The sequence below is a fragment of the Bradyrhizobium sp. CIR18 genome (assembly GCF_014198295.1).
Lineage (GTDB): Bacteria > Pseudomonadota > Alphaproteobacteria > Rhizobiales > Xanthobacteraceae > Bradyrhizobium.
This window is the reverse complement of sequence record NZ_JACIHF010000003.1, coordinates 483,231-504,296: the sequence shown is the minus strand read 5'-3', so window position 1 is coordinate 504,296 and position 21,066 is coordinate 483,231. Positions and strand designations below refer to the sequence as shown.

Annotated in this window: 14 protein-coding genes and 1 pseudogene; 12 read left to right on the top strand and 3 right to left on the bottom strand. The window is 65.2% G+C overall.

The features are described 5' to 3' along the window. Positions 1-50 precede the first annotated feature (50 nt). Complete coding sequence (locus GGD65_RS15255; RefSeq protein ID WP_018319530.1) at positions 51-2,840, bottom strand: [protein-PII] uridylyltransferase; 2,790 nt, start codon at positions 2,838-2,840, stop codon at positions 51-53. Positions 2,841-3,028: 188 nt separating this feature from the next. Here GGD65_RS15255 and GGD65_RS15250 point away from each other — a divergent pair. From GGD65_RS15250 to GGD65_RS15225, 6 genes and pseudogenes are all read left to right on the top strand, one after another. Continuing rightward, positions 3,029-3,999 (top strand): annotated as a pseudogene (locus GGD65_RS15250) (aliphatic sulfonate ABC transporter substrate-binding protein). A gap of 233 nt (positions 4,000-4,232) precedes the next feature. Then, on the top strand, positions 4,233-5,078 hold the full coding sequence (locus tag GGD65_RS15245; RefSeq protein WP_183235776.1) for an ABC transporter permease: 846 nt from the start codon (positions 4,233-4,235) through the stop codon (positions 5,076-5,078). 4 nt (positions 5,079-5,082) lie between these two features. Further along, positions 5,083-5,868 (top strand): ABC transporter ATP-binding protein, encoded by a 786-nt coding sequence (locus GGD65_RS15240; protein WP_018319533.1) that lies wholly within the window; start codon positions 5,083-5,085, stop codon positions 5,866-5,868. Positions 5,869-5,922: 54 nt separating this feature from the next. Continuing rightward, positions 5,923-6,432, top strand: coding sequence for an OsmC family protein (locus tag GGD65_RS15235; protein ID WP_028139616.1), 510 nt, complete (start codon positions 5,923-5,925; stop codon positions 6,430-6,432). A gap of 174 nt (positions 6,433-6,606) precedes the next feature. Next, positions 6,607-7,416 carry a hypothetical protein gene (locus GGD65_RS15230; protein WP_183235775.1) on the top strand — a complete coding sequence of 270 codons (810 nt, stop codon included), beginning with the start codon at positions 6,607-6,609 and terminating at the stop codon, positions 7,414-7,416. A gap of 379 nt (positions 7,417-7,795) precedes the next feature. Beyond that, entirely contained in the window at positions 7,796-9,472 is a 1,677-nt protein-coding gene (locus GGD65_RS15225; RefSeq protein ID WP_183235774.1) for a PAS domain-containing methyl-accepting chemotaxis protein, read from the top strand. A gap of 153 nt (positions 9,473-9,625) precedes the next feature. Here the strand turns inward: GGD65_RS15225 and mutS are convergent, their stop codons facing one another. Beyond that, positions 9,626-12,364 carry a DNA mismatch repair protein MutS gene (mutS, locus tag GGD65_RS15220; protein WP_183235773.1) on the bottom strand — a complete coding sequence of 913 codons (2,739 nt, stop codon included), beginning with the start codon at positions 12,362-12,364 and terminating at the stop codon, positions 9,626-9,628. Positions 12,365-12,580: 216 nt separating this feature from the next. Here mutS and pcaF point away from each other — a divergent pair, with 216 nt between their 5' ends. The 6 genes from pcaF to GGD65_RS15190 all read left to right on the top strand — a co-directional run bounded on the left by pcaF (position 12,581) and on the right by GGD65_RS15190 (position 19,279). Beyond that, a complete protein-coding gene (pcaF, locus tag GGD65_RS15215; RefSeq protein WP_183235772.1) occupies positions 12,581-13,789 on the top strand; it encodes a 3-oxoadipyl-CoA thiolase in 1,209 nt (402 codons plus the stop codon). A 119-nt stretch (positions 13,790-13,908) separates the two neighbouring features. After that, complete coding sequence (locus GGD65_RS15210; protein WP_183235771.1) at positions 13,909-14,796, top strand: dioxygenase; 888 nt, start codon at positions 13,909-13,911, stop codon at positions 14,794-14,796. Between the two features lie 93 nt (positions 14,797-14,889). After that, a complete protein-coding gene (gene pcaH / locus GGD65_RS15205) occupies positions 14,890-15,591 on the top strand; it encodes a protocatechuate 3,4-dioxygenase subunit beta (protein ID WP_183235770.1) in 702 nt (233 codons plus the stop codon). Further along, positions 15,592-16,194, top strand: coding sequence for a protocatechuate 3,4-dioxygenase subunit alpha (gene pcaG, locus GGD65_RS15200; protein ID WP_183235769.1), 603 nt, complete (start codon positions 15,592-15,594; stop codon positions 16,192-16,194). A 256-nt stretch (positions 16,195-16,450) separates the two neighbouring features. Beyond that, a complete protein-coding gene (locus GGD65_RS15195; RefSeq protein ID WP_183235768.1) occupies positions 16,451-18,139 on the top strand; it encodes a methyl-accepting chemotaxis protein in 1,689 nt (562 codons plus the stop codon). A 48-nt stretch (positions 18,140-18,187) separates the two neighbouring features. After that, the gene (locus tag GGD65_RS15190; RefSeq protein WP_018316735.1) at positions 18,188-19,279 is read left to right on the top strand and encodes a phosphotransferase; all 1,092 of its coding nucleotides are present in this window, start codon (positions 18,188-18,190) and stop codon (positions 19,277-19,279) included. 214 nt (positions 19,280-19,493) lie between these two features. Here the strand turns inward: GGD65_RS15190 and GGD65_RS15185 are convergent, their stop codons facing one another. After that, positions 19,494-21,050 (bottom strand): MDR family MFS transporter, encoded by a 1,557-nt coding sequence (locus GGD65_RS15185; RefSeq protein WP_183235767.1) that lies wholly within the window; start codon positions 21,048-21,050, stop codon positions 19,494-19,496. Positions 21,051-21,066: the final 16 nt, after the last annotated feature.

Genomic DNA, 21,066 nt, shown 5'->3' with positions numbered 1-21,066 from the left:
AGTCAGGGGGCAGGGTCCATTAGCCGCGAGCGCAGAGTGACGAAGGAAGGTCACGCCGCCGGCTGGACCGCCTTGTCGCCGGCCATCACATGGGTCAGCGCGCTCTTGATCGCGGCCTGGCGGGTCGGCGCGCTGATCTGCGCACCCAGGAGGTCGGTGACGTAGAACACGTCGCGGGCGCGCTCGCCGAAGGTCGCGACATGGGCGGAGGCGATGTTGAGGTTGAGCTTCGAGATCGCGGTGGTCAGCTCGTAGAGCAGGCCGGGCCGGTCGAGACCGGAGACCTCGATCACGGTGTAGCGGTCGGACCATTGGTTGTTGATGGTCACCTCAGGCTCGATCACGAAGGGCCGTGCCTTGCTGCGCACCGTGCGCCGCGCCACCACTTCAGGCAGGCGCAGCTTGCCTTCCAGCACGTCCTCGATCATCTCGCCGATGCGTGTGGCGCGCCGTCCCTCGTCCTCGTCGCGGTCGTATTCGCGCGAGATCGAGATGGTGTCGAGCGCGCGCCCGTCGGTCGTGGTGTAGATCTGGGCATCGACGATGTTGGCGCCGGCCGAGGCGCAGGCGCCGGCGATGATCGAGAGCAGCCAGGGATGGTCGGCCGCGAAGATCGTCAGCTCGGTGACGCCGCGGACCTCGTCGAAGCCGACATTGATCGCGAGCTTATGGCCGGCCTGTTCGCTGGAGCGGACGAAGCGGGCGTGCCGAATTTTCCGTGGCAGCTCGACCTTGAGCCAGTAGGCCGGATAGTGCCGGCCGATATAGGCATCGAGCTCCTCCGCCGGCCATTCGGCGAAGGCATTTCGGAATTCAGCGTAGGCGGCGGTGAGGCGCTTGCCGCGGTCGACCTCCGAGAAGCCGCCGGTCAGCACCGGCTCGGTCTCGTAGTACAGCGAGCGCAAGAGCTGCGCCTTCCAGCCGTTCCACACCCCGGGACCGACACCACGGATGTCAGCGGTGGTCAGGATCGTCAGCAACTTCATCTGCTCGACCGACTGCACCACGGCGGCGAAATTCTCGATGGTCTTGCGATCCGAGAGGTCGCGCGACTGCGCGACCGTGGACATCGTCAGATGCTCCTCGATCAGCCAGGCGATGAGCTCGGTGTCGGCCGGGCTGAACCCGAGCCGCGGGCACAGCCGTCGCGCCACCTTGGCGCCGGCGATCGAGTGGTCCTCCGGCCGGCCCTTAGCGACGTCGTGCAGCAGCGTTGCGATGTAGATCACCGACCGGTGCTCGGGCCGGGACTTGCGCATCAGGTCGCTGGCCAAAGCGAATTCCTCGATGCCGCCGCGCTCGATGTCCTGGAGGAAGCCGATGCAGCGGATCAGGTGCTCGTCGACGGTGTAGTGATGATACATGTTGAACTGCATCATCGAGACGATCTTGCCGAAGGCACGGATGAACTGGCCGAGCACGCCGGTCTCGTTCATCCGCCGCAGCACGATCTCGGCGTTGTCGGAGGTCAGGATCTCCATGAACAGCCGGTTGGCCTCGGGATTCTCGCGCATCTGCGCGTTGATCAGGCCGAGCGATCTCGTCACGTCGCGCATCGCATCCGGATGGAAGGCGAGGTTGTTCTTCTGCGCAAGGCGGAAGATCCGGATCAGATTGACCGGGTCGTGCTTGAACACGTCGGGTGCGGCAACGTTGATGCGGTTGTTGTCGACGATGAAGTCGTCGCTGTCGGGGACGCGCCGCTTCGCCGCGGTCGGCCGCAGCCGCGCCATCATCCGGCTCAAGACCGGCGCGGGCTTGGCCTGCTGGTCCTCGAGCTTGGCGCAGAGGATGGCAGTGAGGTTGCCGACTTCCTTGGCGACCAGGAAGTAGTGCTTCATGAAGCGCTCGACGTCCTGCATGCCGGGATGCGAGGTGTAGCCGAGCCGCACAGCGATCTCGCGCTGGAGATCGAAGGAGAGACGCTCTTCGGCGCGGCCGGAGTAGAAATGCAGATTGCAGCGCACCGACCAGAGGAAATCGGCGCAGCGGCGGAAGCTGCGGTATTCCTGCGCATCGAACACGCCGCGCTCGACCAGCTCGCCGGTGTCGCGGACGCGGTAGACGTATTTGGCGATCCAGAACAGCGTGTGCAGGTCGCGCAAGGCGCCCTTGCCATCCTTGACGTTGGGCTCGACCAGATAGCGCGACTGGCCGCCGCGGCGGTGCCGCTCTTCGCGCTCGGCGAGCTTGGCTGTGACGAATTCCGATGCGGTGCCCTGCACGACCTCCTTGTCGAAGCGCGCGACCAGCTCCTCATAGAGCGGCTTGTCGCCGGTGAGGAAGCGCGTCTCCAGGATCGCGGTGCGGATGGTCATGTCGCCGCGCGCCTGCCGGATGGATTCGTCCACCGATCGCGTGGCGTGGCCGACTTTCAGCCCCATGTCCCAGAGGCAATAAAGGATAGCTTCGGCGACCTGCTCGCCCCAGGCGGTCTGCTTGTAGGGCAGGATGAACAACAGGTCGATGTCGGATTCGGGCGCCATCAGGCCGCGGCCGTAGCCGCCGGTCGCGACCACCGCCATGCGCTCGGCTCCGCTCGGGATCGGCGAGCGGTAGAGATGGCGGGTCGCCGCCGAATACAGGATACGGATGATCTCGTCCTGCACGTGACAGAGCCGCTCGGCGCAGCGACGGCCGTGGCGGTCCTTCAGAAGGATTTCCTGTGCCGCGGCGCGTGCCGCGATCAGCTCGGCCTTGAGCAATTGCGCCATGGCCGTGCGGAACGCGTCCTCGCGTCCCTGGTGCTTTTCGGCTAGCGCATCGACCGCGGCGGTGATCCGCGCAGTGTCGAAACGATCATCCACCTCGGCCTTGTGCTCAGTCGCGACGCTGTCCATGTCCCACCGGATATAAGAGGTGACAGGCGCTGTCACCCGCCATTCTCTGGCAATAGTCGTTCCATGCTGGAAAGGCGCGGCTTTGGGCAAATCTGTTCTCGGCCGGCGCGCTTTCGAGGGGCGGATTTTCTCGTTGACCTCTAGATATAACTCATTGAAAAACAATGAAGTTTTGGAGGAGGTTGGGCATGACCGGAATTACACGACGCATTCTGTTGGCGGGAGCGATTGCGCTCGCCGTGACCCCCGCGGCCAAGGCGGCCGATCCGCTCAAGGAAATCCGCATCGACTGGGCAACCTACAATCCGGTGTCGATGGTTCTGAAGCAGAAGGGGCTCCTTGAGAAGGAGTTCGCCAAGGAGGGCATCACCGTCACCTGGGTGCAGTCGGCCGGCTCCAACAAGGCGCTCGAATTCCTCAATGCCGGCTCGATCGATTTCGGCTCGACCGCGGGTTCGGCGGCGCTGGTCGCCCGCATCAACGGCAACCCGATCAAGTCGATCTATGTCTATTCGCGCCCTGAGTGGACGGCGCTGGTGACATCGAAGGATTCCAAGATTGCCGGCGTCGCAGACCTCAAGGGCAAGCGCGTCGCGGTGACGCGCGGCACCGATCCGCACATCTTCCTGGTGCGCGCGCTGTTGGGAGCGGGCCTCACCGAAAAGGACATCACCCCGGTGCTGCTCCAGCACGCCGACGGCAAGACCGCGCTGATCCGCGGCGACGTCGACGCCTGGCCGGCCTCGATCCGATGATGGCGCAGGCCGAGGTCGAGGAGGGCGCAAAACTGTTCTATCGCAAGGCCGAGGCCAACACGTGGGGCATCCTCAATGTGCGCGAGCAGTTTTTGAAGGACTATCCCGACGCTGCCCGCCGCGTCCTCGCCGTGTACGAAGAGGCGCGCAAATATTCGCTGGCCAATTACGACGAGCTGAAGAAGACCTTCATCGCGGTCACAAAACTCCCCGAGGCGGTCGTCGACAAGCAGCTCAAGGAGCGCACCGAGCTCACCCACAGCCGCATCGGCGCGCCCCAGCGCGAGTCGATCCTCGCCGCCGGCCTCGCCCTCCAGCAAGCCGGTGTCGTCGATGCCAAGGTCGACGTGAAGGCGACGCTGGATGCGTTGATCGACGATCAGGTCCCGCTGCCGACGAATTGATTGGCAGGGAAGAGGCAGGCACGGCGCTGCAAACTCCGCTGTCGTCCCGGACAAGCGAAGCGCAGATCCGGGACCCATAACCACAGGAAGATGTGGTTGCGAGGACTCGGAGTGACCGTCTTCGCCTCAAACCCCTTCCTGTGGTTATGGGTCCCGGCCTTCGCCGGGACGACAGCAGCGGCCGCGGCAAGAGTAGTGTTGCATTCCCGCCCGAGACGCGCTTCCTACCGGCCATGATCTCCGACGCGCCAGTCCTGCAACAATCTTCGGAACCCGCCGAAAGTGCCGCCGCACCGTCGCGGCTGTCGCGCTATGCGCGGCCGATGCTGGGCGTGCTGCTGCCGCTGACGCTTGCGCTCGGCTGGGAGCTCGTGGTCTGGTCCGGCTGGTCCAACGGGCGCCTGGTGCCGCCGCCCTCGCGCGTGTTTGCCACCATCGCCGAGCTTGCCCGCTCCGGCGAGCTGGTTCGCCACGTCATAGCGACGCTGTGGCGCGTCGGGCTCGGCTTCGCCTTCGGCGTGATCGCAGGCACGATGTTGGGGGCCGTCTCCGGCTACTGGTCGCTGGCGCGCCGGCTGCTCGATCCGACCGTGCAGGCGCTGCGCGCGATTCCCTCGCTCGCCTGGGTGCCCCTGTTCATCCTCTGGCTCGGCATCTTCGAGACCTCGAAGGTCGCGCTGATCGCGGTCGGCGTGTTCTTTCCGGTCTATCTCGGCGTGATGGGCGCGATACTCTCAGTCGATCGCAAGATCGTGGAGGTCGGCCGCACCTTCCGCCTGTCCGGCCCGGCGATGATACGCCGCATCCTCTTGCCGGCGGTGCTGCCGGCCTATGTCGTGTCCTTGCGCGTCGGTCTCGGCCTCGGCTGGATGTTCGTGGTCGCAGCCGAGCTGATCGGCGCCTCCGAAGGCCTCGGCTATCTCCTGCTCGACGGCCAGCAGCTGGGTAAGCCCGCGCAGATCCTCGCCGCCATCGTGATCTTCGCCATCCTCGGCAAGCTCACGGACTGGTTGATCGAGGTCGCGGCCGCGCCTTTCCTGCGCTGGCAGGACGCCTTCGGGCGCGCGAAGGGAGCTTGAGGCGATGCTTGCGCTCGACCGGGTCAGCAAGACCTATCCCAACGGCGTGCAGGCGCTTTCACGCTTCTCCGCTGAAATCAGGCTGGGCGAGATCATCGCCATCATCGGCGGCTCCGGCTGTGGCAAGTCCACGCTGCTGCGTGCCATCGCCGGCCTCGATCGCGCCAGCGCTGGCACGGTGACGCTCGACAACGAGGCGATCGTCTCGCCGCATGCCAAGATCGGCATCATCTTCCAGGAGCCGCGGCTGCTGCCCTGGCTCAGCGTCGCCGACAATATCGGTTTTGGACTCGCCGATCTGCCCGCGGCCGAGCGCCGCGAGAAGGTCGCGCGTGCGCTCGAACGCGTCGGGCTGGCGGAAAAGGCGCAGGCCTGGCCGCGCGAGCTCTCCGGCGGACAGGCGCAGCGGGTTGCGATCGCACGCGCGCTGGTGCCGCAGCCGGAGGTGCTGCTGTTGGACGAGCCGTTCTCCGCGCTCGATGCCTTCACCCGCAGGGATCTCCAAGATCATCTGCTCGACCTCTGGGCGGACACGCGGCCGACCCTCATCCTCGTCACACACGACGTCGACGAGGCCGTGGTGCTGGCCGACCGCGTGCTGGTGATGCGGCCGCGGCCGGGCCGGTTGTTCGACCAGATCGAGATCAATCTCGGCCGGCCGCGCGACCGCAATTCGCCGCTGTTCGAGAATTTCAAGCGAAGTGTGCTGACGTCACTCGACCGTTCGCTTGACCGCAACGTGCCCGACCGTGACGCAACCCAGGGTCCCGGTCAGGCCATGTGGTGGTGACAATTTCGCTCTGAACCGGTACATCGAGGGGCAATTTTCCGGGAGAGAACGAAAATGGACGCTGCAGAGCTGCGCCAGATGCAGGCTCCGATCAAGGAGCGCTACAAGACCGATCCCAAGACCGCACTGATCACGCTGAAGGCCAAGGGCTCCACCGACAGCGAAGGCATCGCCTGCAAGGTCGAGACCGGCCGCGCCATCGCGCTTGCCGGCCTGCATCCGGCGACCGGCGGTTCCGGCCTCGAGCTTTGCTCCGGGGACATGTTGCTCGAGGCGCTCGTCGCCTGTGCCGGGGTCACCCTAAAGTCGGTCGCGACCGCGATCGAGGTGCCGCTCAAGACCGGCAACGTCTATGCCGAGGGCGATCTCGATTTCCGTGGCACGCTGGGCGTCGACAAGGAGACCCCGGTCGGCTTCGCCGAGATCCGTCTGCGCTTCGAGGTCGATACATCGGCGCCGCAGGACAAGCTCGATCTCCTGCTCAAGCTGACCGAGCGATATTGCGTGGTCTATCAGACCATCAAGAACGGCCCGAAGGTGTCGGTGTCGATGCAGCGGATGTGAGTCTCTTACCCTCCCCTGGAGAGGGAGGGTCGATCGCGCATAGCGCGAGCGGGGTGGGGTGATCTCTCCACTCGGGCACCGTCGCCGTTGAGAGACTGTCACCCCACCCCGTTTCATATTTCGCTGCGCCCAATATGAGCCGACCCTCCCCCAGGGGAGGGTAAGAAGCCAAAAATGTCCCCCGATCTCCACTTCTTCCTCTTCCTTCTCCTGCGCATGGCGATCGCGGCGGCGTTCGTCGTGACGGCCTCGATCATCACTGAGCGCGCGGGTCCGGTGATCGGCGCGCTGGTCGCGACCCTGCCGATCTCGGCCGGTCCCTCCTACGTCTTCCTCGCGCTCGACCACGATGCCGCCTTCATCGCGCAGGGTTCGCTGGCGAGCCTTCCGATCAATGGGGCGACGATCTTCATGTGCCTCGCTTATGTCGTGCTGGCGCAGCGGCATGGTTTCGCGGTGAGTTGTGGAAGCGCGGTTGCCGTCTGGATCGTGCTGGCCTCGATCATCCGCCAGTTCGACTGGTCGCTCACCGCCGGGCTCGCCGCCAATCTGATCGCCTTCGGCATCTGCATTCCGCTCCTGGCGGGCTATCGCCATGTGAAGATGCCGCTGGTCACGCGCCGCTGGTACGACGTGCCGATGCGGGCTGCGCTGGTCGCGACCCTGGTCGCCATCGTGGTCTCGACTTCGGGCTGGGTGGGACCCCGCATCAGCGGCATCATCGCGCTGTATCCCGTGGTGTTCTCCAGCATCATGGTGATCCTGCATCCGCGCATCGGCGGCCCGCCGACCGCGGCGGTGCTCGCCAACTCCGCCTGGGGCCTGCTCGGATTCGGCACGGCGATTGCCGTCTTGCACGTTGCGGTGGTGTCGTTCGGTTCAGCCGTCGGTCTGTGTCTCGCGCTCGGCACCTGCATCGCCTGGAATCTGACGCTGTGGGGAATCGGCCGGCGAACGATGCACAAGGCGCGGCAAGGACCGTGAGACTACGGACACGCGCGACACCGCGTCGCGAAAGACATGTTGGAGACGGCATCTCATGCCGACGGGCAACGCGGCATCTTCCCAAGCCATTGAATGAGACATGTCATTTCAAGTCGCAGGGGCGCAGGTGGCGGCTCTCGACGCCCGCCGGATCGTTCCCGGCCCTGCTGGTTTCCGACATTTCTATTAGAACTTTGTTCGAGCTTTTCCCGTACGAATAATTTCGCGTACCCGCTTCCGCCGTCGTCGACGTGAACTCGTCCGAGCTGCATCCGAGTGCAGGGACTCGCGGGAATTGTCGATTTGAATACGGCTGTGCTGCCGCAGCGGTCACTTCCCTTACGGGCTGTCCACGTTGTTTCGAGATGGAGATTGTTTGATGTTCGGTCGCAAGTCCCACAGCGATGCACAAGGGCGGCTCGACGCCATAGGCCGTTCGCAGGCCATGATCGAATTCAATCTCGATGGCTCGATCATCACGGCCAACCAGAATTTTCTCGACGCCCTCGGCTATCGGCTTGACGAGATTCAGGGCAAGCATCACTCCATGTTCGTGCCGGCCGACCAGCGCGATAACGCCGAGTACAAGGCGTTCTGGGCTGCATTGAACCGTGGCGAGTATCAGGCGCGCGAGTTCAAGCGGATCGCGAAGGGTGGCCGCGAGGTCTGGATCGAAGCATCCTACAATCCGGTGCTCGACGGCAACGGCAAGACGGTGATGGTCGCCAAGATCGCGACCGACATCACGGCGAAGAAGATCCGGAGCATGACGGATGCGTCGAAGATCGCCGCCATCAGCCGTGCCCAGGCCGTCATCGAATTCAAGCTCGACGGCACCATCGTCAGCGCCAACGAGAATTTCTGCAAGACGCTCGGCTATTCGCTGGCCGAGATCGAGGGCAAGCATCACAGCCTGTTCATGCCGCAGGCCGACCGCGACGGCGCGGCCTATCGCGAGTTCTGGGCTGCACTCAACCGCGGTGAATACCAGGCCGGCGAGTTCAAGCGCATCGGCAAGGGCGGCCGCGAAGTGTGGATCCTCGCCTCCTACAACCCGCTGCTTGACGAGAACGGCAAACCTTACGGCGTCGTCAAATTCGCAACGGACGTCACCGCGGAGAAGCTGAAGAACGCCGATCTCGCCGGCCAGATCGCGGCGATCGACAAGGCCCAGGCCGTGATTGAATTCAACATGGATGGCACGATCATCGCCGCCAACGCCAACTTCCTCGGCGCGCTCGGCTACTCGCTGGCCGAGATCAAGGGCAAGCACCACAGCATGTTTGTCGAGCCCACGGAGCGCGACGGCGCGGCCTATCGCGAGTTCTGGGCCGCCCTCAACCGCGGTCAGTACCAGGCGGCCGAATACAAGCGCATCGGCAAGGGCGGCAAGGAGGTCTACATCCAGGCCTCCTACAACCCGATCCTCGATCTCAACGGCAAGCCGTTCAAGGTCGTGAAATATGCCACCGACACCACGCGTCAGGTGCAGGTCCGCATGGGCAACGAGCGCGTGCGCGGCATGATGGAATCGGTCGCCGCCGGTTCGGAAGAGCTGAACGCTTCGGTGCGGGAGATCTCCGAGGCGATGACCAAGTCCCGCGAGACGGCGATGAGCGCAGTGGAGCAGGTCGCCTCCGCCGATGCTCAGGCCCAGCGCCTCACCGAGGCGGCGCAGTCGATGAGCGGCATCGTCGAGATGATCAACAGCATCACCGGACAGATCAACCTGCTCGCGCTCAACGCCACGATCGAATCCGCACGGGCCGGCGAAGCCGGCCGCGGCTTTGCGGTGGTCGCCTCCGAAGTGAAGAGCCTCGCCAATCAGGCCAAGCAGGCCACCGACAAGATCGGCCAGGAGATCGGCAGCCTCAACGGCATCTCCGGCGACGTCGTCAGCGCGCTCGGCTCGATCAAGCAGGCGATCAACAATGTCAGCGAATACGTGACATCGACCGCCGCTGCCGTCGAGGAGCAGAGCACGGTGACGAACGAGATGTCGACCAGCATGCAGCGCGCGGCTGCGGAAGCCGCGGCGATCGCGGCAAGGGCGTAGCGCTCAGCGCACGGAATCGTAGGGCAAAGGCGCGCACTTCGCGTGCCGTGTCCACCATCTCTTCCCGATCTCGTCCAAAACGCGGTGGGCACGCTTCCGCCGTCGCTCTTCGAGCTATGGCGGACAAGTCGCTTTGCCCACCCTACGGCACCGCTACTGCTTCGGCAGCTTCGCCTTCAACGCATACAACGCATCCAGCGCCTCGCGTGGTGACATCTCGTCCGGATGCAGCGCCTGCACGGCCTCCATCAGCAGTTCGGCCTCGCTCGGCGGCGCGGCTTCGGCCGCCGCGCGTGAGGGCACGGCGAACAGTGGCAGATCGTCCACCAGCGCGCGCGCGGTCTGGCCGCGGTCCTGCGCCTCCAGCTTGGACAGCACGGATTTTGCGCGCGTGATCACGGCCGGCGGCAGGCCGGCGAGCTTGGCCACCTGGATGCCGTAGGAACGATCGGCCGAGCCCGGCAGCACCTCGTGCAGGAACACGACATTGCCCTGCCACTCCTTCACCCGCACGGTGGCGTTGAACATCCGCGGCAGTTTTGCGGAGAGCGCGGTCAGCTCATGATAATGCGTGGCGAACAGCGTGCGGCAGCGATTGCTTTCGTGCAGATGCTCGATCGCGGCCCAGGCAATCGAGAGACCATCGAAGGTCGCGGTGCCGCGGCCGATCTCGTCGAGGATCACGAGCGAGCGTTCGCCGGCCTGGTTCAGGATCGCCGCGGTCTCGACCATCTCCACCATGAAGGTGGAGCGGCCGCGGGCGAGATCGTCGGCGGCGCCGACGCGCGAGAACAGCCGGTCGATGATGCCGATCCGCGCGCGCGCGGCCGGCACGAAGCTGCCGATCTGGGCAAGCAGGGCAATCAGCGCGTTCTGACGCAGGAAGGTCGATTTGCCGGCCATGTTGGGACCGGTGAGCAGCCAGAGCTGGCCGGACTTCTGCGCCGGGCTTGGGGAGAGGTCGCAGGCATTGGCGATGAACGGCTCGCCATTGCGCTTCAGCGCCTGCTCCACCACGGGATGGCGGCCGGCCTCGATCGCAAAGCCGAGGGAATCGTCCACGTCCGGCCGCACATAATTGTCGTCGACCGCGAGCTTTGCCAGTGATGTCGCAACGTCGAGCAAGGCGAAGGCGTGGGCGGCGGCGCGCAGATCGTCGCTGATGGTCATGGCCTTGGCTGACAGCCGCTCGAAAATCTCGAGCTCTAGGCCGAGCGCGCGATCGCCGGCATTGGCGATCTTGGCTTCGATCTCGCCCAACTCGGAGGTGGTGAAGCGCACCTGCCCCGCCAGCGTCTGGCGATGGATGAAGGTCGCATTCAGCGGCGCCGACATCAGCTTGTCGCCGTGCTGCGCGGTGACCTCGACGAAATAGCCGAGCACGTTGTTGTGCCGGATCTTCAGGCCTTTCACGGATGTCGTGTCGGCGTAGCGCGCCTGCATCGAGGCGACGACGAGGCGCGAGGCGTCGCGCAGGTTTCGGGCTTCGTCGAGCGCGGGCTCATAGCCCTGTCGAACGAACCCGCCATCGCGCTTGATCAGCGGCAGCTGCTCGTCGAGCGCGCTGGCGAATTCCGCCGCGAGCTCGCGCGAGGGACGCTGCAAGGCCGCCATCACCGCGGCGATTTCCTGCGGCGGCTGATCGAGCTCGCGAAGCCGCGCCAGCACCTGGTCGGCGGCGATGATGCCGTCGCGCAGACCTGCGAGGTCGCGCGGGCCGCCGCGGCCGACTGACAGACGCGCCAGCGCGCGCGACATGTCGGGCGCGCCGCGCAGGATGCTGCGGATGTCCTCGCGCGCGGCAGAATCGGCGACAAAGACGCTGACCGCATCGAGCCGGCGCGCGATCGCCGGCGCATCCGTCAGCGGCGCGGCCAAACGTTGAGCCAGCAGACGCGACCCCGCCGAGGTCACCGTGCAGTCGATCGCATCGAGCAGCGAGCCGCGACGTTCGCCTGCGAGCGTCCGGGTCAGCTCGAGATTGGCGCGTGTCGCCGGATCGATCGCCATGGTCGCGCCGGAAGCTTCGCGCGCGGGCGGCGACAGCGGCGGATGCTTGCCGACCTGGGTGCGGTCGACATAGGTGACGGCGGCTGCTGCTGCCGTGGCCTCCAGCCGCGTCAGCTGCGTCAGCCCGTCCATGGTCGCGACGGCGAAATAATCGCAAAGGCGCTTTTCGGCGGTGGCGCCGTCGAAGACGTCGCGGGTCAGCGGCGTCACCGCCGGCAGCTCGCGCAAGGTCTGTCCGAGCTCGCTGTCGTTATAGAGCGCGTCGGTGACGATGGCCTCGTTCGGGTTGATGCGCGCCAGCGTCGCGGCGAGCTCGCCGCCCGAGCATTCCATCACGGTGAACTCGGCGGTCGAGATGTCGATCCAGGCGAGGCCGAAGCGGTCGCCACCGCCGGAGGCGCGGGCGCGCGCGATCGCGAGCAGATAATTGTTGGCACGCGCATCGAGCAGCGTGTCCTCGGTCAGCGTGCCCGGCGTCACCAGCCGCACCACGCCGCGGCGAACCACGCTCTTGTTGCCGCGTGCCTTGGCGGCAGCAGGATCTTCGGTCTGCTCGCACACCGCGACGCGGTGGCCGGCCGAGATCAGGCGGTGCAGATAGTCCTCGGAACGCTCGACCGGCACGCCGCACATCGGGATGTCGGCGCCCTGGTGCTTGCCGCGCTTGGTCAAGACGATGCCGAGCGTCCTGGAGGCGATCTCGGCATCCTCGAAGAACAATTCGTAGAAATCGCCCATCCGGTAGAACAGCAGCAGGCCCTGATGCGCCGCCTTGATCTCCAGGTACTGTTCCATCATCGGCGTGACGCGCGCGACGGCTTCCGTTGGCGAAGCGGGCGCTTCGTCGGGGGACGGTACTTGTATCGGCTGTTGCATGGTCATGGGCGGCGCAACCTACAAAATTTCGCCCCCTGCTCCTATCGCTTTGGCCGGGAAGGGGAGGTTTTCCACGTTGTCCGCATTGCGGCATGCGTGGCCGGCGTGCGGCCCCCTCGGAACACGCGTGTATCAGTCAATTGACCTGCTGCGGGCGCCCTCCTAAAACTCCGGCGTCATTGAAGAATTTGGGCCGAACCGCGGCATTCAGGGAGAACAACGATGCGTGACGTCTTTATCTGCGATGCCGTGCGGACCCCGATCGGCCGCTTCGGCGGCTCGCTCGCCAAGGTGCGTGCCGACGATCTCGCCGCAGCGCCGATCAAGGCACTGATGGCCAAGCACCCCCATCTCGACTGGGCGCAGGTGGACGAAGTCTTCTTCGGCTGTGCCAACCAGGCCGGCGAGGACAACCGCAACGTCGCCCGCATGGCGCTCCTGCTCGCAGGCCTGCCGGACTCGGTTCCCGGCCAGACGCTCAACCGGCTCTGCGCCTCGGGCCTCGATGCGGTTGGTGCCGCCGGCCGCGCCATCCGCTCCGGCGAGATCGAGCTCGCCATTGCCGGCGGCGTCGAATCCATGACGCGCGCGCCCTTCGTGATGGGCAAGGCGCAGGAGGCCTTCTCGCGTTCGGCCGAAATCTTCGACACCACGATCGGCTGGCGTTTCATCAATCCGCTGCTCAAGGCTCAGTATGGCGTCGACGCCATGCCGGAGACCGGCGAGAACGTCGCCGAGGAATTCCAGGTCTCGCGCGCCGACCAGGACGCCTTCGCCATCCGCTCGCAGCAGCGCGCCGGCAAGGCGATCGCGGCGGGCTATTTCTCCGAGGAAATCGTCCCGATCACCATTCCCGGCGGCAAGGCGGGTCCCATCACCGTCGACAAGGACGAGCATCCGCGTCCCGAAACCACGCTCGAAGGTCTGGCAAAACTGAAGCCGATCGTGCGCAATCCCGGCACGGTGACCGCCGGCAATGCTTCCGGCGTCAATGACGGCGCGGCCGCGATGATCCTGGCCTCGGAAGCTGCGGTGAAGAAGCATGGTCTCACGCCCCGCGCGCGCATCCTCGGCCTTGCCTCGGCCGGCGTGCCGCCGCGCATCATGGGCATTGGTCCCGTGCCCGCGACCCGCAAGCTGATGGAACGGCTCGGCAAGAAGATCAGCGATTTCGACCTGATCGAGCTGAACGAAGCCTTCGCCTCGCAAGGCATCGCCTGCATGCGCCAGCTCGGCGTCGCCGACGATGCGGATTTCGTCAATCCGCATGGCGGCGCGATCGCGCTCGGCCATCCCCTCGGCATGAGCGGCGCGCGCCTCGCGCTCACCGCCGTCCACGGCATGGAGAAGCGCGGCGGCAAGCTCGCGCTCGCCACCATGTGCGTCGGCGTCGGCCAGGGCGTCGCGGTCGCGATCGAGAAGGTGAACTGACGGTCCACGCAGTGGACCGTCATCCCGGAGCCGCTCGTTAGAGCGGAATCCGGGATCTCGAGGTTCCGGGTTCAGCCCTGTCGGGCTGCCCCGGAATGACGGGCGATCGGGAGGCGGGCATGATCATCGAGCGCGAGCAGGACGTCACGGCCGCGGCACTGGCGGTGATGGAGCGGACTTCCGATCCGCGGATGCGCCAGATCATGATTTCCCTGGTCAAGCATTTGCACGGCTTCGTGCGCGACGTCCGCCTGACCGAGAAGGAGTTTCGCGATGCCACCGCTGTCATCGCCGAGCTCGGCAAGCTGACCACCGACACGCACAACGAAGTGGTGCTGATGGCGGGCTCGCTCGGCGTCTCGCCGCTGGTCTGCCTGCTCAACAACGGCGATCAGGGCAATACCGAAACCGATCAGTCACTGCTCGGGCCGTTCTGGCGGTTGAACTCGCCGCGGGTCGAGAATGGCGGATCGATCTCCGAGACCCCGGGCGCGCCGCTGTTCGTGAACGGCCGCGTCGTGGACAAGGACGGTCGTCCGGTCGTCGGCGCCGAGGTCGATGTCTGGCACGCCTCTCCGGTCGGCCTTTACGAGAACCAGGATGCTGACCAGGCCGACATGAACCTGCGTGGCAAGTTCACGACCGACCTGGATGGGCGCTTCTCCTTCCGTTCGGTGATGATGGTCGGCTATCCCATTCCGACGGACGGCGTGGTCGGCCGCCTGCTGGAGGCGCAGAGCCGCCATCCCTACCGCCCCGCGCATCTGCATGCCCTGATCTTCAAGCCGGGCTTCAAGGTCCTGATCTCGCAGGTCTACGATCCCAACGATCCCCATATCGACAGCGACGTGCAGTTCGGCGTGACGCAGGCGCTGATCGGCAAGTTCCTGCGCCATGACGCGCTACATCCGACCGAACGCGAGGTTGCGACGCCCTGGTATTCGCTCGACCATGTCTACCGGCTCGAAGTCGGGGAAGCCGTACTGCCGCGTCCGCCGATCAAATAGGGCTCAAACCCGCTTCCCCCAATTAGTTATATCCTATAATGATTGGCGGAAGCGTTGTCCGGCCGGACCACATGGCCGGGGAGGAGTCCGCCCATGACATTCATCTATCCCACTGACAGCAACAAGGCGCATCCGTTGCCGCTGTCGCCCGACTACAAGAGCTCGATCAAGCGTGCGCCGAACAAGCCCTTGATCCCGATGCGCCATACGTTGTCGGAGCTCACCGGCCCGGTCTACGGCCACGAGACCGTGCGCGAGGGCGACAACGACCTCACCACCCAGCACAAGGGCGAGCCGATCGGCGAGCGCATCATCGTGCACGGCCATGTGCGCGACGAGGACGGCCGCGGCGTGCCGAACTCGCTGGTCGAGATCTGGCAGGCCAATGCCTGCGGCCGCTACGTCCATGTCCGCGACCAGCATCCGGCGCCGCTCGATCCGAATTTCACGGGGGCCGGCCGCGCCCAAAGCGATGCCTCCGGCTATTATCGCTTCGTCACCGTCAAGCCGGGTGCTTATCCCTGGGGCAATCACCACAATGCCTGGCGTCCCGCGCACATCCATCTGTCGGTGTTCGGCCATTCCTTCGTCACGCGCCTCGTGACGCAGATGTATTTTCCGAACGATCCGCTGTTCCCGTTCGATCCGATCTTCAACTCGGTGCCGGACGAGAAGGCGCGAGCGCGGATGGTTTCCTCGTTCGATCTCGAGAACACCCAGCCCGAATGGGCGCTGTGCTACCGCTTTGACGTCGTGCTGCGCGGCAAGAACGCCACCCCCATGGAGAATCACTAAGTGCAGGATTCTGTGACGCCCGACGGGATCACCCCATCGCAGACGGTCGGCCCGTTCTTCAAATACGGCCTGACGCCGAACGGCGAGTACGCCTGGAACGACGCGTTCACCAACTCGACGCTGACGCCAGATGTCACCGGCGAGCGCATCCGCATCGAGGGTCGCGTATTCGACGGTGACGGCGTTGCCGTGCCGGACTGCATGCTGGAGATCTGGCAGGCGGACGCACAAGGCCGCTTCGCCGACCCGCAGGACAAGCGTGCGCTGCCAAATGCAAGCTTCCGCGGCTTTGCCCGTTGCGGCACCGACAAGGACGGCAATTACGCGTTCGAGACCATCAAGCCGGGCACGGTGCCGGATCCCGACGGCAAGCCGCAGGCGCCGCACATCCTCCTTGCGGTGTTCGGCCGCGGCATGCTCAGGCATCTCTACACCCGGATCTATTTCGCCGACGAGGCCAGCAACGCCGCCGACCCCGTGCTGGCGCTGGTGCCCACCGAGCGCCGCGCCACGCTGACCGCGGCGCGCGAGGCCGGCAAGCCGGCCTACCGGCTCGACCTGCGGCTGCAGGGCGACAACGAGACGGTGTTCTTCGACGTGTGAGACAATGCGTGCCGGGGAGGCTTGATCCTCGGCACGCATGTCTCATCTGGCGCATCGAGGTCGAGGCTGCCTCCGGCCGAAACGATTCTCCCGCACGCGTGTGCGTCAGCCTCGCTGACTCAAATACCGATGGCTTGACGTCAAATTCCCGTAGTTAGACGGAGTGCGCGCGATACAATTTCGGCGCGAAGCAATCCCGTATTTACCGTATTCGTCTAGGGTGGCTGCAGTTTTGACACCGCCCTGGATTGTTTTCATGAAATTTCGTCTGTCGTTGTCATCTGCGATCATTGCGTTCGGCATCGTTCTCGCCATCGGTTTTGCCGCCGTGGTTTCGACCAGCCTGTACGCCTTGAAAGAGCTCAAGGTCGGCGGTCCGCTCTATTCCGACATCAAGCTCGGCAACGACCTCATCGCGGACATTCTGCCGCCGCCGGAATATGTCATCGAGGCCTATCTCGAGGCGACCCTGGCCGTGCGCGAGCCGGACCAGCTGGCGGCCCACGGCGAACGCCTGGTCCAGCTCCGCAAGGATTACGACGAGCGCAAGGCGTTCTGGATCACCTCCAGCCTCTCGGCCGACCTGAAGACGGCGCTGGTGTCCAAGTCCGACGCCGAGGTGCAGAAGTTCTGGAAGGCGTCCGACCAGCTCCTGCCGGCCCTCAAAGCCAAGGACGCCGCTGCGTCCGAGCGCATCTATGCGCAGGTGAAGGACGCCTACACCGCGCATCGCGCCGTGATCGACAGCATCGTCGAGAACGCCAACAAGCAGAATGCAGCCATGGAAAAGCTGGCCGCGGACCGCGACAGCTCGATGCTTTATATCCTCCTCGGCGTCTCCGCCGCTGTCCTGGCCTTCGTTGCTGCGGGCCTGCTCGGCGTCGCACTCGGCGTGGTGCGGCCGATCGTGCGCATGACGGGCACGATGCAGAAGCTCGCGACCGGCGATCTCGCCGCCGATATTCCTTTCGCTGACCGAAAGGACGAGGTCGGCTCGATGGCGGGGGCGCTTGTGGTGTTCAAGCAGGCGGCGGTCGAGAATTCCCGCCTGCGCGAGGAGCAGTTGCGGCAGGAGCAGGAGGCGGCGCTCGCCAAGCGCTCCGCCCTGCACCAGATGGCCGAGACCGTCGAGCGCGAGACCGGCCGATCGGTCGACACCGCCGGCGCAGCGACGCAAGGCGTCGAGCGGGCGGCGTCCAGCCTGTCCGAGATCGCGAGGTCGCTCTCCGCACAGTCGCAAGCGGTCGCGGCGGCCTCCACCCAGGCCCTCGGCAGCTCGCAGACCGTCTCGGCCGCGGCCGAACAGCTGAGCGCCTCGATCCGCGAGATCGCAAGCCAGGTCGTGCGGACCAGCACCGTCACAAAATCGGCGGTCGCCGGCCGCGAGCAGGCGCGTTCGACCATCCAGGCACTGGCCGGATCGGTGAAGAAGATCGCCGAGGTCTCCGACCTCATCGGCGGCATCGCCGGCCAGACCAACCTCCTGGCGCTCAACGCCACGATCGAGGCCGCCCGTGCCGGCGAGGCCGGCCGCGGCTTCGCCGTGGTCGCCGCCGAAGTGAAATCCCTGTCCGACCAGACCGCCAAATCCACCGAGGAGATCACGCGGCTGATCACCGAGATTCAGGCCTCGACCCAGGCCGCGGTCGATGCCGTCGAGACGATGGGAGGGCACATCGCCGAGATCGACGGCGTGGCGACCTCGGTTGCCGCCGCGATGGAAGAGCAGGACGCCGCGACGCGGGAGATCACGCGGTCGATTTCCGAATCGGCCTCAGCGGCGAAGGAGGTCTCGGCCAAGATCGGCAATGTCAGCCGCGACGCCGCTTCCGTGAACGAGCGCGCCGCCGAGGTCAGGCAGGCGATCGCCGGCATGGCGGCCAATCTCGAACAGCTTCGGTCGGTCGTGGTGCGGACCGTGCGCGACTCGACCGAGGCGGCTTGAGCGCGGCGTCGGTTCGGCCGCTGGTGCGCGGGGCTATGATCGTGCAGTATGGCGCGGGACAGGGGCATCGTGAATTTCATGACACCTCCACAACTGCCTGATGTCGTTGAGCCCGCCCGACTGACGGCGGCACTGCGCAGAGGCGGCGTGCTGGACGCCGGCGCGGTCCGTGAGGTGAAGGTGCTGCATCAGCGCGACACCGTCGTGTCACACATCATCCGCCTCGGTCTGCGCTATGTCGGTGAATCCGGCGGCGCGCCGCAGACACTGATCCTGAAGACGCCGCATGCCGATTTTGCCAAGACGCTTGCGCATGGTGGCCGGCACGAAGTGGCCTTCTATGCGAAACTTGCACCGAATATGCCGCCGGGGCTGGTGCCGCGTTGCTTTGACGGACAGTTCGATGAGGAAAATGTCAGTTGGCATCTGCTGCTCGAGGACCTCACCGACAGCCATGAGGTCGCGGCCCCGTGGCCCTTGCCGCCGTCTCGCGAACAGGCGATGGCGATCGTCACGACGCTCGCGGGCTGGCACGCGGCATGGTGGGACCACCCAAGTCTCGGCGACATCGTCGGCAGTTGGATGAGCGCCGATGATACGTCAAGGTTGATGGAGACCTTTGCTGGCCACTATGATCGTTTTGCCGATCTTCTCGGCGACCGTCTGAGCGAAGAACGACGCATCCTCTATCGTCGGTTCATTGAGCAGTCGGATCGTTTGCTTGAGCGCTATCATTCCCATCGACATCTCTCTATTGCCCACGGCGATGCCCATACCTGGAATTTCCTCCTGCCGCGCGCGGACATCGCCGACACCGTGCGGATTTTCGACTTCGACCAGTGGCGCATCAACGTGCCGACCCACGATCTCGCCTACATGATGGCGACACAATGGTATCCGGAGCGCCGGCAGACGCTCGAGCGCCTGCTGCTAAACCGCTATCATGAGACCCTGATCTCGCACGGCGTCAGCGGCTACACGCGCGGCGCACTTGACCAGGATTATCGCCGGTCGGTGCTCTGGCACATCACCAAGCCGGTCTGGCAATGGAGCGTCAATCTCCCGCCGCTGATCTGGTGGAATAATCTGGAGCGGGTGTTTGCGGCGGTGGATGATTTGGGCTGCGAGGAGTTGTTGTAGGGCGCGCCGCATATTCAGTGTCGTCCCTGCGAACGCAGGGACCCATAACCACAGGGAGTAGTTTGGCGCGAGACTGGTAATTCACAGTCTTCGCCAAACTACTCCCTGTGATTATCGCGACGAGCGCAAGCGCTCGCGCTGAGATCCCGGATCTGCGCTCCGCTTCGCTGCGCTTGTCCGGGATGACAGTGGAGATTGGGAGATCGAGCGTGCGTTACTCCATCACCGCATGCTCCGGTCCCGCGGTCTGCTTGCGCAGCGCGGCCTTGGTCGAACCGATCAGCAAGGCGAGCGGGATGGTGCAGAGGACGAAGAGCATCACCATCTGGTAGTCTTGCGCGAACGCGATGATCTGCGCCTGGACGCTGACCATCCTGTCGGCCATGGCGCGGCCGGCGTCGGTGGACAGGTTGATCAGGCCCCTGACGTCGGGCATCTGCAGTGCATGGTTGAACGGGTTGATGTGCTCGGACAGGATTGCGTAGGTCCGCCGCGTCCCCTGCGTCAATTGGGCGATGACGACGGAAATGCCGACCGAGCTCGCGACGTTGCGCATCAGGGTCAGCATCGCGGTGCCGTCGGTACGGAGATCGTTCGACAGTGTCAGGAAGGCCACGGTCGAGAGCGGCACGAAGACAAGGCCGAAGCCGAAGCCTTGAATGACGCTGACGGTGACGATCTCCGGCACCTGGGTCAGATCGGTCCAGCCGGTCATCTGGAACAGCGAGCCCGCGGTCAGCGTCAGGCCGGCGATGATCAGCGTGCGCGCCTCGAAATAGCGCATCATGCGACCGACCAGCATCATCGCGAAGAAGGTGCCGAAGCCGCGGCTCGCCAGCAAGAGGCCGGCGGTGATGATGGGATAGCCGATCACGTTCTGCATATAGGGCGAGGCCAGCGCCATGGTCGAGAACAGCACGAGCCCCATCACGATCATGAACACGCAGCCGGTGACGAAGTTGCGATCCCGAAACAGCGCGAACCGGATGAACGGGGTCGAGGTCGTGAAGGAGTGCGCGAGGAAGAAGTAGAAGGCGACCGCCGAAACGATGAACTCCGCGAGGATCTCATTGGATTCCAGCCAGCCCAGCTGCTCGCCGCGGTCGAGGGCGAGCTGAAGCGAGCCGATCGCAACCGCCAGCGCGGCGAAGCCGAACCAGTCGAATTTGAGGCTGAGATTCTTGTCCGTCTCGTCCATGAAGACGATCAGTCCGAGCACGGTGATGAAGCCGAACGGCAGGTTGACGAAGAACACCCAGTGCCAGGAATAGGTCTCGGTCAGCCAGGCGCCCAGCGAGGGCCCCATGATCGGACCCATCATCACGCCCATGCCCCAGATCGACATCGCCTTGGCACGTTCCTGGAGCGTGTAATAGTCGAGCATCACCGATTGCGACAACGGCACCAGGGCGGCGCCGAACACGCCCTGCAGCAGGCGGAACAGCACCATCTGGTTGATGTCCTGGGCGAGGCCGCACAGCACCGAGGCCATGGTGAAGCCGGCCGAGCAGATGATGAAGATGCGCTTGCGGCCGAAGCGGTTGGCGATCCAGCCCACCGGCGCCGTCATGATCGCGGCGGCGACGATGTAGGAGGTCAGCACCCAGTTGATCTGGTCCTGTGAGGCCGACAGCGTGCCCTGCATGTAGGGCAGGGCGACGTTGGCGATGGTGGTGTCCAGCGCCTGCATGATGGTCGCGGTCATGGCGCAGATCGTCACCATGTTCCGGCGCAGGCCGGGGACCATCAGGCTGGCATTGGGACCAGACATCGGATCAGTCCTTGCG